Consider the following 12,341-nt stretch of genomic DNA (forward strand, 5'->3'; position numbering starts at 1 on the left):
CCGCTTAATCACAACACAAAAAATCGTTCGCGGCGCCCTTCAAACGACATTCTTTCTAAGGTTCAACACTTCTCGTATGACTTAGAACTACGGTGAATAAGTCATGTTTAGTTTAAAATGATACAGCTATTCTATTGGGCTACTTGTCCACAAAGATCAACGACTCACCTACCTCTTAATGAAAGTGCGTTTCAGCCAGAAGACTTATTCTTTCTCCATAATAAAAGAATGGTCTACACTGCTATTTGTAAAGAAAGTTTGAATGTTGCTTGGATATTAAGGTCTTTGTAAGGAGAGTAAAACATGATGTTGTTACCTACTGAAGCCATCGGAAGCCTCCCTCGATCACCAGAATTAATGAAGGCGCAGCGGCAGTTTGATGAAGGTAAGATCGACTCAGCGGAAATGGAAGCATTTTATGAGGAAGCGATTGAGCAGACTATACGCGCCTTTGAATTGACTGGCTCGCCAATTTTAAGTGATGGAGAACAGCGAAAGACTCACAACTTCGTCACCTACTCTGTAGAAGGGGCTAAAAATCTCGCCCCCGATGGTCTCGAAATTCCCTTTAAAGATGGGCATGTGCGGCGCTTACCTCGGCTTACAGCTGGCCCATTCCGTTTTATGCTTAACGCGTACAAAACGTTTAACGTTGCTAAGAGCTTCACCGAGCTTCCAGTCAAACAGTCTATCATTTCTATCTCTGCCCTAAGCTTATTGTACCCAGCAGAAAGCTTGCCGGATTACAGTCGAGAAGACTTTTTAAATGACTTAGTCGATGAACAGGAAAGAGAAATTCGTGGTTGTTTTGAGGCTGGCGCTTATAAAGTTCAAATTGATTTTACCGAAGGGCGTTTGGCCGTGAAACTGGACCCAAGCGGTGGTTTATTAAACGCTTTTATAGAGCTCAATAATCGAGTGCTAGTGCGCTTTAGTGAAGAGGAACGGGCACTAATAGGCATTCATACTTGCCCTGGTGCGGATCACGATTCGACCCACAGCGCGGATGTGGATTACGCTGAGCTGCTGCCAAGTCTATTTGAACTGAAAGCGGGCAACTTTTACATTGCCATGGCGGGGGAAGACAATCCAGAACGGGCCTTAAAGATCGTGGCACGTTATTTAAAACCGAATCAACGAGCATTTATCGGTGTGATCGATGTCATTGACCCTGCCATTGAAACACCTGAAGAAGTCTGCCAACGGGTGTTACTCGCAGCTCGCTATATACCTTTAGGACAACTGGGGACTACGGACGACTGTGGCTTTTCACCTTTTTGCGATGATGTCTCAACCACGCGCGAAACGGCGTTTGCTAAGATTCGTGCACGCGTGTTGGGAACCGCTATGGCGGCGGAAAAATTAACAAATGAGCAAGGAATGCTGCATGAATGAGTTGCGACCCTTCAGTCGTAGTTTTGCCGTGTTTGATGATCAGCAGTGTTTGCTCGACTGGACGTCGGGCTTCGCCGAGGAATTTTCTGATGCCGCGTCTCTTCTGAAAAAAGGCATCAGCGCCAAAGAAATTTACGATGCCTGTTTATTGCCAGAGAGAGCGCTAGACTTGTCATGGGCAGGCCGTGGCGAAAACAAAAAACCTTTAGAGTATATCAATAATCGGCAAACTGTTTTGGTGGAGCAAGAAGTCAGTGCTTCCGGCAACATTGTTCGTATGGCGCAAAGTACGAGCATCGCGTCTCAAGTGCATCCTTCCATGCATAATAGTAATGATGAGTTGCTTCGTTCTGCCGCCCTTCAAGTCTCTATTTCTGTACTTAAACAACGTGAAGAGGAAAACTCACGGTTAAGCGCGCAGGCTCAAGCGGCTGCACGAACCTCTAAAGTAAAATCTGAATTCTTAGCGAACATGAGCCATGAGATACGTACACCAATGAATGGTATATTGGGCATGGCAACACAATTATCGGATACACCTCTGACCGACTCGCAAAAAGAAATGCTCGATATTATCGCCTCATCTGGGCAAAGCTTGCTGGTGATTATTAATGATATCCTGACCTTAAGTAAGATTGATGCGGATAAAATTGAGCTAGAACATCGCCCAGTAGTGTTGAGTAAGTTACTGAAAGAACTTGAATTGTTATTTAGAGGACTGGCTGTTTCTAAAGGCGTTAAATTATCGTCCAAGAGTCAGTTTGAGATGGAAGACATTATCTTCACAGGTGATGAGACAAGAATTAAGCAAGTACTCATGAATTTGCTCGGCAACGCGATCAAGTTCACCGATCAAGGCGAAGTCACCTTGGCTGCAGAAATCGTAAAGGGGCAGAAAGAAAGCGTTAGTATTACGTTCAGCGTCACCGATACAGGGATGGGCATTCAACAAGAATATATCGAAAAGCTGTTTGATGCATTTTCACAAGCAGACACCTCTATTACGAGAAAATTTGGCGGAACGGGATTGGGGCTGACCATTGCCAGCAAATTACTCACCTTAATGGGGTCTGAACTCAAAGTAGAAAGTGAAATTGCAAAAGGATCGACGTTCTTTTTTGTTATTGAGACGAATGAATGCGCAGCCGAAAAGCCAACCATCCCCATACAGGCTAATGATCATGCGTCAGAACAGGTTGATTATTCGCAATTATCAGTACTAATCGCCGAGGATAATAAAACCAATCAAATTGTGCTTAAGGGTTTTCTTAATCGGTTAGGCGTTAACGCCATCACCATCGCTCAAGATGGTGAAGAAGCCATTAATTTATGCAAAGCTGGGCACTTTGACCTCATCTTTATGGATATGCAAATGCCCATTAAAGATGGGCTGCAAGCCACCATTGAGATCAAACAGATGGAGACCTTTCATGATGTGCCCATCATCGCACTCACGGCAAACGTATTCGAAGAAGACAAAAAGCACTGTTTCGACGTAGGCATGTGTGATTTTGTTAGTAAGCCCATCAATTTAACGCTACTAGAGAGCGCCCTTAATAGATGGTCTAAGGTACCACATCAATAGAGTAATTCAGACGAACACAGAGCACGTCTTGAGAAGCGTCTATTGCACTCGCTGCGATTCATTCCAATCTTTGTTAGGCCACCGCGATAACATCGAAGTCTTATTAATAGGCCATACATCTATAACCATCAAATAATCGAAATCAGATGTAAATCAATTTGCCTGACTCGATTCCTTTTCTCACTCACTAATACTATTCAGCTGCTTGTTCGCATCTCGCGCTTTGGTTTAATCATTCCTTATCTCAACATCAGTACTAACGGCAATAGTCGGCGGCTAATGCAACACCTAAGAAATCAAACACCGTTTTACACACTCGATTGCGCTTTAGATCTTCGTGCATGGTAAGCCACATATCAAGAGAGAGCGCGAGCTGGCCAGGCAATACGGAAATGATTTCAGGGTCGTCAGCAACCAAGCCGCTTTGACAAACACCAATGCCAACGCCCGCTCGCAGCATAGCCAGCTGAGCTAGGCTGCTGTCTGAACGATATTGAAACAGAGTACGGTCCAATGCCATTGGAAAAGCCGCTGTATGGTTGCGAATATAGTCAGACATTGTGTCGAAACCTAGGAGTGTATGTTGACTCAGGTCTGCGACAGTCCGCGGTGCTGAATGTTGATTAAGGTATGTTCGATGGGCATAAAAGCCTAGTTCAAGTTGACCGATCAACCGCGCCACGAATGCGTTCTGGGTGGGTCGAAACATGCGCAAAGCAATATCTGCTTCTCGGTATAGCAGATCATGGGGAGCATCTGAAACGACCAATTCAACCACTAACTCAGGGTAAGTGTGCCGGAGTTTTGCAAGCACAGGCGGGAGAATTTCTACTCCAACCACCTCACTGGCGCTGATTCGAACGGAGCCGCTTATGCCCTCTCCAACCCGCTGCGCCGAGCGTTGAATCGATGCGGCAGTGGCGGCCATCTGCTGCGCATGGGGCAATAGTTCATGGGCAACATCTGTTGGTACAAACCCTGTTTGAGTACGAATAAACAAGCTCACATTCAGCGCTTTTTCGAGCTCTGTGATATGCCGTCCTATGGTCGGCTGGGTAGAGCCAGTGACTCGGGCGGCGCCAGATAAGGACCCCTGCTCCATAACGGCTAAAAAGGAGTGGTATAACGTCCAGTTAATGGTTTTATCCATAAAATTTTGTATATCCGATAGGCTATTTTAGACAATTTTATATATCTAAAAGAGTAGCTAATGTTGTCCTATTCGACCACTACAAAAAGGCAACAAGATGACTGCTACACAACATCTACAATCGATATCACGCCCAATAGGTACTCATGATTTGGAAGCTAGTAGAGCCTTGGTACTAGGCGCAACGGGCAGTTTTGGCTCAGCCATTACTCAGCGGCTGTTACAGCAAGGCTGGCAAGTCACTGCACTCAAGCGAGATCTAACAGGTTTACCCTCAGACGCCAAAATTGATTGGCAACAAGGAGATGCGCTAAACCAAGAGGATGTTGTCAACGCCTGTCAGGGGTGTCAGATCATTGTGCATGCTGTCAATCCTGCGGGGTATCGTAACTGGGAGACGCTTGTCATACCAATGCTTGAGAACACATTACAAGCTGCACGACACCATCAAGCATGCGTTCTAGTACCGGGCAATATATACAACTTTGACGCGCATGCAGGTACCCACATTGAAGAAGACACCCCCCAAAAATCCTCCAGTAAAAAGGGAGAAATACGAGTATTAATGGAGCAAAATTTACAAGCGTTTGCACAGCAAGGAGGACGCTGTGTTGTGGTTCGCTGTGGTGACTTTTTCGGCCCAAGCAGTAACAGTGGCTGGTTTGAAAAAGGGATTGCGCCTAAAGGGGTCACTAGTAAACGTCTATTTAATCTTGCTGAACCAGGGATAGGCCATCAATGGGCCTATATTCCTGACGTAGCGGAAGCCATGATGCAACTGATCTTGCGCCGACATGATCTTCCCGATTTTGCTCGTTTTCACATGGCTGGTCATTGGGATCATGATGGTAAACAAATGATCAATACGGCAGCGGACGTCATTGCTCAACAACGAGGCAGCAGGCCGCGGATTCAGACCTTTCCATGGTGGATGATTTGCATAGCCTCCGTGTTCAATCCAACCTACAAAGAGCTACTTGAAATGCGTTACCTTTGGCAACAGCCGCTGCGCCTCGACAATCAAAAACTGATCGCCCTACTTGGCGCTGAGCCACATACTCCATTAAAAGAAGCCATTACTGCAACTTTAATAAATCGTGCTGATAAAGACTGATCTTAACGGCCCACCCTGTTTAACACTTATGTGGAGACACGTTAGATATATCCACGGACATTTTAAAACGGTCAGTGCGAATGCAAACACTTTCAAAAAGTCTCTGGAAGCACGCTCTTTATCCGAGCCACTTTGTTTATCCACGCCCCGATCGTATCCAAAGCATTAGGGGCATAAGCATGATGCCCCATTAATATAAATAACCCTTGGCTCCAGAGGGGCCATTCTGAGGGAAGTTGGTAATCAAACCTTGTTGCGTTGAGTAAGCCATGAGTGGCTTGTGGTAAAATAATCGCGCTTTGCTTTTTATTCGGTTGTAGCATTTGTTGGTAGATCGCATGATTATAGGCTGGGTCAACATTCTGATCGTTTGCTCCCCAGAGGGCCAACACCGGCCCCTGCATTGTGCCAAGGTAGGGGGTTGCATCACTGTTATAATTGCGCGCGACAAACGCAAAACGCTTCGGATCCATATCGGGCCGTAGACTCGGGTCCAGGGTATCAGAGGAGGCAAAGGTCGCGTCGTTTTGTGTCAAATTGTCCGCCACTTGATAGACCACTTGCTCGGAACTCAGCCCTCCTTGCGCTTCCAGCTGACGCTTGGTGAAGTAAGCCCCTTGATGACGCCAATTGACCGCACCACCGACGATTACCGTAAACGCAGGCGTCATTTCATTGGTGACAATGGGTAAGACCCAGCCCGCCTGAGAAAATCCTATAAAGCCAATCGGACTGCCTTTTAGCGCCGGCAGGGAATGTATCTTATTATAAGCTGCGATCACCTCATCGCTTCGATCTTGCATGGATTGCTGTAACCAATCCCCAGTGCTTTCGCCGACACCAGGCTTGTCCCAACTAAACACACCAATCCCCTGTTTTAATAAACGGTTCACCATGGGTAAATAGCTGGCATCGGAAAAGCGTGTTTGCGCGCCATCCCCATGCACAATGATGGCAATCGGTGGCGTGCGAGTATGCTTGGGTAATATCAAGGAACCGGCCAGTACATTCTGATGAGACGTAAACGATAGATTCAGGACAGCGTCATCACTCACATCAAAGTCGTTTAGCCCGGAAAACAGGGCTACAGAAAGGCCAAGGATTACGCAGAAAATCATAAAAAAAATCCATCTCTTTGCCCTACGCATGTTCATCCTTAGCAGTTCGTTTTATAGGCCAGTTTACTATAATTCATCGCTCCAGTAGATCAAGCAAAGCCGGTAGCATGCTCTCCAGTGACTCTCGACCGCATTAAGTTATCCCAAAGTCACGATCAGCGCACCAAAGACTAAGACACCAGCCACAATGGGATAACCCATTGAGCGGGTGCGTCGCCACACTAAATACGTTGCACCGCAGCCAATCACGGTAGCAAGCCAAGACAGTGGAGACGGTTCAACGGGCACTAAGGACGCGCCAAACATGGCGGCAATCATGGTCGGGCCAAGTATCGTCAGCCAAATAGGAGTACTAGCAATTTTGCCTTGTGCGGATTGTTTGTTGAGCTTTCGTGACATCCATAGATAAGGTAACGCGCGGATCAAGTAGGTGCCCAACGCGATGCTGATAAGAATGACCCAAGTTTGACCACTCATGATCGCCCCCCTTCATCGATAGAACGGACTTGAATGGCGTAATAGGCCAACGCACCGCAAATCGCCGCAGCGGGAATGGCGATATTGGGAAAGCCAAACAGCTTCAACAACATGGCCGTACTGGTCGCCATGACCATGGTGATCGTCCAACGACGATCCGTGCATCGGGGCAGCACCATCACTAAAAATAAAGCTGGCAGCGCGAAAGGTAACACTTCGCTTATTAACGGCCAGCGCTCAATCAGCTCATCTCCTGCAATAGCACCTAAGGCAGTGCCTAAGATCCAACTTAGCCATGCAATCACGCCCGCACTCACGTACCAACGCAGGCGATCGCTTGGCGTCATATGCGGCATACGCGTCAGAGTCAAAGCAAAGATTTGATCGGTTAATAAATGCATCAACGGTAGCCAACGCACATCCTTTTGCAAATACGGCGCGATGTTAGGCCCGTAGACCAAATGGCGTGAATTGATCAGGAGAGTCATGACAATGACGAGCCAGACTGGTGCACCGGATACCACCATCGCCACAAATAGAAATTGCGACGCTCCTGCATAAATAAACGCTGACACCAAAATGGTTTCCAATACGCCAAAGCCAGCCTGCACCGAAAATAAGCCAAACGAAACCGCCACGGGAATATAGCCGCCAAGCAGAGGTAGGGCGTCTTTCGCCCCTTGCTTCCAAGGACTGCTTAAAAGTGAGTGCGCTGCGGTGTTCATGATGCGTCCTTTTGGTTTGGATACGTAATCACAAGCATCAGTGTGGCGGCCTTCTCCTGCGTTTGGTAACAATGGGGCTGGTCTGCATTGAGCGTGTAGGTGTCGCCTGCCGTGAGTTGCTGCAAAGCATCGTTTGGACCAACGAAGAGCTCACCACTGATCAACGTCAGTTGTTCTGTCGTGCCATTAGTATGCGCTTCCGACATTTTCATTGTGTGAGCCGCGCAAGACATCCAATACACATCGACTCTTGGATCATCCGAGCCTTGATCGACCAATTTCACTTGAATGCCATTTTCCCCTAGGAATTCGTGACTGCCCGCAATCAAGTCACCAAACGGTACATTTAACTGCACCGCCAAACGCCAAATGGTTTCAATGGTTGGGTTGCCTTCGCCTTGCTCTATTCGACTTAAATTGGACTTGGCGATACCTGCATTGCTCGCCAGCTGAGACAGGGACAACCCCTGCGCTAAGCGCACGGTTTTTAGATTCTGACCAAGACTGTTGAGATTGGGATTTTCCATTACATGACTCTAAAGTTGTTCGATATATTGAACGTTCTATATATCGAACAAAGTTTTGTCAACTTTCTTGTCTGTTTTTTTGAGCAGCTTTTTCTCTAGAACATAGGAACGTAGCTTCGACGTACTGTAAAGATTGGGTCTATAAGACTATCAGCCAATAAAACTCTTGAGCCATAAGCTGTTATAACCAGTTAGGGTTGCATGGAGATCCATCTCTTTGACCTCCCTTAATCTATGCACTAATTTTCAAACTTAAACACAGGGAAAGTTCAATGAAAGCTGCTCGTTTTTACGATAAAGGGGATATCCGTATCGAAGATATCCCTGAGCCTACTGTCGAACCTGGTACAGTCGGTATTGATGTTGCTTGGTGTGGTATCTGTGGTACCGATCTACATGAATTTATGGAAGGGCCAATTTTCATCCCGCCTTGTGGTCATCCACATCCTATTTCTGGAGAGTCTGCACCTATCACCATGGGACATGAATTTTCAGGGGTGGTTTACGCTGTGGGAGAAGGTGTTGAAGACATTCAGGTCGGTCAACAGGTGGTAGTAGAGCCTTATATTATTGCTGATGATGTGCCAACCGGACCGGGGGAAAATTATCACTTATCGAAGAATATGAACTTTATTGGCCTTGGCGGTTGCGGTGGCGGTTTATCCGAGAAAATCGCAGTGAAACGCCGTTGGGTTCATCCTATTGCTAACTCAATCCCTTTGGATCAAGCTGCTTTAATTGAGCCATTGGCCGTTGGCTATCATGCGTTTGTTCGCAGTGACGCGAAAGCGGGTGATATTGCACTGGTTGGCGGTGGCGGTCCTATTGGTTTGCTGTTATCCGCCGTGTTAAAGGCAAAAGGCATTACTGTCATCCTGACCGAACTAAGTGCTAAGCGTAAAGAAAAAGCGCTCGATACTGGCGTAGCGGACTATATTTTGGACCCGACCGAAGTTAACGTCACAGATGAAGTCATGAAAATCACAGAAAACCGTGGTGTCGATGTGGCTTTTGAATGTACCAGTAACAACAAAGTATTAGATACCTTAGTAGAGAGTACAAAAGCTACAGGCGCCATTGTAATTGTCTCTATCTGGAGTCACCCTGCGACCGTAAACGTTCACAGTGTCGTTATGAAAGAACTGGATATTCGCGGCACCATTGCTTACGTAAATAACCACGCAGAAACCATTAAATTAGTGGAACAAGGCAAGGTTAATTTAGAGCCTTTTATTACTCAGAGAATAGAGTTAGACGATCTAATCTCCCAAGGCTTCGATACGTTAATTCACAATAATGAATCCGCTGTGAAAATCATTGTTCGTCCCTAACAGTATTAAATGGTATCGGCCATAAACCGATACCATTTTCTTTGCGCGAACAGATGTGGCTTCTGGATGAGAAGTCTTATAGCTAACTTTGAACTTTTTTAAATACCTGCGCCTAAAAGTGGACAACTCTCAGAAAGAGCCATCCATTTTATATTGAGGAGTTTTAGAGCGGGTGAAATTTACGCATTGTCAAAAGCGCTATGGGTTGCTCGGTAAGCGGGACGTTGACGAATGCGCGCCACATAAGCCGCGACTTTAGGAGATGGTTCCAGCCATTTAAAGGTAATGGAAAAGTCCAGTAAACCACCGAAGACAACGTCAGCGGCCGTAAACTGTTCGCCAAGCGCCCAATCTGTCTCTGGCGTCATGTCTTCTATTGTCGCCAATACGCGCGGCATGTCCCCCCATCCAGCCGATACAGGATCAGGGTGTTCCAATCCGCACGCGGCCAGTGCGAACGCTGGTTCTATAGTATTACAGGCAAAAAACAGGTAACGATAATACGCGGCGCGCTCCACCGAGCCGACATCAGGCGCAAGATTCTTTTCTGGAAACTTGTCCGCTAGATACGCGCAAATCGCTGATACTTCTGTAACCACCGCATCACCGTCTACCAGAGCTGGTAGCTTCCCCATCGGATTAATCTTACGAAATTCAGCTGTGTTATTTTCATTCGACGCAAAGTCGATGGTAATTTGTTCATGCGGAGCATCCAGCTCGTTAAGCATCCAGTCTGTGGTAATCGCTCGGCTCATTGGGTTGAAATAGTGCTTCATGTTTTAAAACTCCTTGTCGTCATGACGACATTGAATAATGCGTTGAATGGCTGCCATGTCCTATGAAATGTTGCCTCTGATTTGGAGTATATGGCTATTTATGCCATTTAATGGCACATTAGATACATGATCAACACCAGCTTTGAACAACGGACCGAGCGACGCAATCGACTGATTGGTTTGCTGCGCTCTGAAACCTACTGGAAGACCTCCGACTTGCGTGAGCAACTGGGCATAAGTCAGCGCACCTTGATGCGTGAACTGGCCGAGCTGAAACGCGCGGGGTACCCTATTGAATCAGAAAGAGGCCGTGGTGGAGGCATTCGTTTAAATGGCCGATGGGGCGTGGATCGCCTGCAATTGAGCCATCATGAAGTGGTTGAGTTAATCTTGTCTTTAGCGATCATGGAGTCCCTACAATCCCCGCTACTGACCAGTAACCTGAAAGCCATTAAACAAAAGCTGTTTCAAGCATTCCCACAGGAACAGCGAAGTGCCGTCAGTAATATCCGTAAACGCATCATGATCGGCAGTAATGCTGGAGAAAACATCGTTTCTCGCTATATCGCACCAGAACACGCCCTTTCAGAATGTATTGCTGAAGCGTTTTTAGAGCAAAGCTGTTTAGAAATTGATTACCAGTCTGAGTCAGGAGAACACACAACACGGGTCATTGAAGCGCAGTACATTTTGCTCAATTGGCCAATCTGGTACATCACGGCTTGGGATCATCTTAGAGAGTCCCCGCGGATGTTCCGCATAGACCGAATAAAAAGTGCTCGCATTGTGAACGGCTATTTCCAACTCAAACCCATCGAAGTGTTCATCGGAATTTACACGCCCTATTACAAGAGTATTTAATACTGATCGAATTGACTGTCATCATGATCATTACATTGTTTTTTCACTCTAGAAGTAGAGTAAAACTGGTATGCATCGAAAATCGCCTTTAACATGAGCTACCCATCGCCTTCATGCTTAAATGAGGGCGTTATACTATTGATAACAAAGAATTTAACGACAACGATATTAACCTATGCCATGCCGATAATGTCCGTTCATTAATCATACAGGCTGACTCGGACTTTCATTGAATGATCTATGTTAAGAACTTAATCACAAAATTTATTGTACTGATGCAGCAGTGGCCTGGTCTATTGGCCGTTATAGCATTCAGTAGTGGTGTTGCAAGTTATGTCTTAGTCGAACGTAACGAATCATTTTCACAGATGATTGCTGTTCTCTTACTAGTTAGTTGGGTATGGCTAATCATTGATAACTGGTTACGCGATAAAGTGAAAAAACGTTTTGGTGTCACCGTTTCACCTAATGTGATGCGCTTCGCATTACAAATGGTGCAGCAGGAAAGTTTATTTTTTGCTTTACCTTTTTTTCTTGCAGTGACGTCTTGGAACCACCCTCAAGCCATCTTTACCTCGTTAATTATTCTCTGCGCGCTGATATCAGTGGTTGATCCGATTTACTACAAAAAATTGGCAAGCCAACAAGTGCTTTTCACTGTATTTCATAACTTCGCTCTATTTTCTGTACTTTCTGTCACATTGCCAATTCTATTGAACCTGACCACAAGCCAGAGTGTAAAAATAGCCTTAATTACAGCAGTCATCTTCACCTTGCCAAGTTTAGGGAATTTAATGCTCAACGCTAGGTGGTGGCGTTTTCCAATCTTAATTTTGTTGCTCTGTGTGTTAAGTGTTGGACTGTGGCAGTTACGTAGCTGGGTACCGCCCGCAGCGTTACGCTTAACTAGCATTACCATCTCTCATGATGTGAATATAAAAAAACTAAAACCTTCCGATAGCATTAAGACGATTAGCTCAGATGCTTTGCATGATAAAGGGCTTTATAGTTGGACAGCGGTTAAAGCGCCCAGAGGCTTAAACGAAGAAATATTTCATGTCTGGATTCATAACAAAGAAATAGTGGATCGGATCCCTTTGAAAATTACCGGTGGCCGAGAGGAAGGCTACCGAGCATGGACTCACAAAGTAAATTTCCCTGAAGATGCCGTGGGCCAATGGCAGGTCCAAGTTGAGACTGATTCAGGTCAGCTCATAGGTTTAACGAAATTTAACGTCACTTTATAGCAAATCAACTTTAGTGCTATAGAAAGATTCTTAGA

At 46.0% G+C, this 12,341-nt stretch carries 12 protein-coding genes; 6 read left to right on the forward strand and 6 right to left on the reverse strand.

Translation table 11 applies throughout. The features are described from left to right. Window positions 1–303: 303 nt before the first annotated feature. Window positions 304–1,395 (forward strand): cobalamin-independent methionine synthase II family protein, encoded by a 1,092-nt coding sequence (locus AYW76_RS03185; protein ID WP_197467752.1) that lies wholly within the window; start codon window positions 304–306, stop codon window positions 1,393–1,395. Beyond that, entirely contained in the window at window positions 1,388–2,980 is a 1,593-nt protein-coding gene (locus tag AYW76_RS03190) for a response regulator (RefSeq protein ID WP_067215663.1), read from the forward strand. Before AYW76_RS03185 ends, AYW76_RS03190 begins: the two co-directional genes overlap by 8 nt. Before the next feature lie 256 nt (window positions 2,981–3,236). On the opposite strand, the gene AYW76_RS03195 is transcribed toward AYW76_RS03190, so the two are convergent. Then, window positions 3,237–4,130 carry a LysR family transcriptional regulator gene (locus tag AYW76_RS03195; RefSeq protein ID WP_067215666.1) on the reverse strand — a complete coding sequence of 298 codons (894 nt, stop codon included), beginning with the start codon at window positions 4,128–4,130 and terminating at the stop codon, window positions 3,237–3,239. Between the two features lie 97 nt (window positions 4,131–4,227). On the opposite strand from AYW76_RS03195, the gene AYW76_RS03200 reads away from it, so the two are divergent. Next, complete coding sequence (locus tag AYW76_RS03200) at window positions 4,228–5,244, forward strand: NAD-dependent epimerase/dehydratase family protein (RefSeq protein ID WP_156489012.1); 1,017 nt, start codon at window positions 4,228–4,230, stop codon at window positions 5,242–5,244. A 92-nt stretch (window positions 5,245–5,336) separates the two neighbouring features. Here the strand turns inward: AYW76_RS03200 and AYW76_RS03205 are convergent, their stop codons facing one another. The 4 genes from AYW76_RS03205 to AYW76_RS03220 form a co-directional block, all read right to left on the reverse strand. Next, window positions 5,337–6,362 carry an alpha/beta hydrolase family protein gene (locus tag AYW76_RS03205; RefSeq protein WP_067215669.1) on the reverse strand — a complete coding sequence of 342 codons (1,026 nt, stop codon included), beginning with the start codon at window positions 6,360–6,362 and terminating at the stop codon, window positions 5,337–5,339. 138 nt (window positions 6,363–6,500) lie between these two features. Beyond that, window positions 6,501–6,839, reverse strand: a complete 339-nt coding sequence (locus tag AYW76_RS03210; protein WP_067215672.1) for an AzlD domain-containing protein — start codon at window positions 6,837–6,839, stop codon at window positions 6,501–6,503. Beyond that, on the reverse strand, window positions 6,836–7,564 hold the full coding sequence (locus AYW76_RS03215; protein WP_067215675.1) for an AzlC family ABC transporter permease: 729 nt from the start codon (window positions 7,562–7,564) through the stop codon (window positions 6,836–6,838). Before AYW76_RS03215 ends, AYW76_RS03210 begins: the two co-directional genes overlap by 4 nt. Next, a complete protein-coding gene (locus AYW76_RS03220) occupies window positions 7,561–8,091 on the reverse strand; it encodes a helix-turn-helix transcriptional regulator (RefSeq protein ID WP_067215678.1) in 531 nt (176 codons plus the stop codon). The genes AYW76_RS03215 and AYW76_RS03220 overlap by 4 nt, the downstream gene beginning before the upstream one ends. A 272-nt stretch (window positions 8,092–8,363) precedes the next feature. On the opposite strand from AYW76_RS03220, the gene AYW76_RS03225 reads away from it, so the two are divergent. Then, entirely contained in the window at window positions 8,364–9,422 is a 1,059-nt protein-coding gene (locus tag AYW76_RS03225) for a 2,3-butanediol dehydrogenase (RefSeq protein WP_067215681.1), read from the forward strand. A gap of 179 nt (window positions 9,423–9,601) precedes the next feature. On the opposite strand, the gene AYW76_RS03230 is transcribed toward AYW76_RS03225, so the two are convergent. Next, window positions 9,602–10,198, reverse strand: a complete 597-nt coding sequence (locus AYW76_RS03230; protein WP_067215685.1) for a glutathione S-transferase family protein — start codon at window positions 10,196–10,198, stop codon at window positions 9,602–9,604. A 126-nt stretch (window positions 10,199–10,324) separates the two neighbouring features. Between AYW76_RS03230 and AYW76_RS03235 the strand changes: the two genes are divergently transcribed. Continuing rightward, a complete protein-coding gene (locus AYW76_RS03235; protein WP_067215688.1) occupies window positions 10,325–11,059 on the forward strand; it encodes a helix-turn-helix transcriptional regulator in 735 nt (244 codons plus the stop codon). A gap of 233 nt (window positions 11,060–11,292) precedes the next feature. Continuing rightward, window positions 11,293–12,306, forward strand: coding sequence for a DUF5924 family protein (locus AYW76_RS03240; RefSeq protein WP_067215691.1), 1,014 nt, complete (start codon window positions 11,293–11,295; stop codon window positions 12,304–12,306). Window positions 12,307–12,341: the final 35 nt, after the last annotated feature.

It is taken from the genome of Marinomonas gallaica (genome assembly GCF_001639745.1).
GTDB classification, from domain to species: Bacteria; Pseudomonadota; Gammaproteobacteria; order Pseudomonadales; family Marinomonadaceae; genus Marinomonas; species Marinomonas gallaica.

Bases quoted from the DNA above. Each gene is read 5' to 3' on its own strand.
- AYW76_RS03205 (WP_067215669.1), bottom strand. From the start codon at position 6,362: ATGATTTTCTGCGTAATCCTTGGCCTTTCTGTAGCCCTGTTTTCCGGG.
- AYW76_RS03225 (WP_067215681.1), top strand. From the start codon at position 8,364: ATGAAAGCTGCTCGTTTTTACGATAAAGGGGATATCCGTATCGAAGAT.
- AYW76_RS03235 (WP_067215688.1), top strand. From the start codon at position 10,325: ATGATCAACACCAGCTTTGAACAACGGACCGAGCGACGCAATCGACTG.
- AYW76_RS03190 (WP_067215663.1), top strand. From the start codon at position 1,388: ATGAATGAGTTGCGACCCTTCAGTCGTAGTTTTGCCGTGTTTGATGAT.
- AYW76_RS03200 (WP_156489012.1), top strand. From the start codon at position 4,228: ATGACTGCTACACAACATCTACAATCGATATCACGCCCAATAGGTACT.
- AYW76_RS03215 (WP_067215675.1), bottom strand. From the start codon at position 7,564: ATGAACACCGCAGCGCACTCACTTTTAAGCAGTCCTTGGAAGCAAGGG.
- AYW76_RS03240 (WP_067215691.1), top strand. From the start codon at position 11,293: ATGATCTATGTTAAGAACTTAATCACAAAATTTATTGTACTGATGCAG.
- AYW76_RS03195 (WP_067215666.1), bottom strand. From the start codon at position 4,130: ATGGATAAAACCATTAACTGGACGTTATACCACTCCTTTTTAGCCGTT.
- AYW76_RS03185 (WP_197467752.1), top strand. From the start codon at position 304: ATGATGTTGTTACCTACTGAAGCCATCGGAAGCCTCCCTCGATCACCA.
- AYW76_RS03220 (WP_067215678.1), bottom strand. From the start codon at position 8,091: ATGGAAAATCCCAATCTCAACAGTCTTGGTCAGAATCTAAAAACCGTG.
- AYW76_RS03230 (WP_067215685.1), bottom strand. From the start codon at position 10,198: ATGAAGCACTATTTCAACCCAATGAGCCGAGCGATTACCACAGACTGG.
- AYW76_RS03210 (WP_067215672.1), bottom strand. From the start codon at position 6,839: ATGAGTGGTCAAACTTGGGTCATTCTTATCAGCATCGCGTTGGGCACC.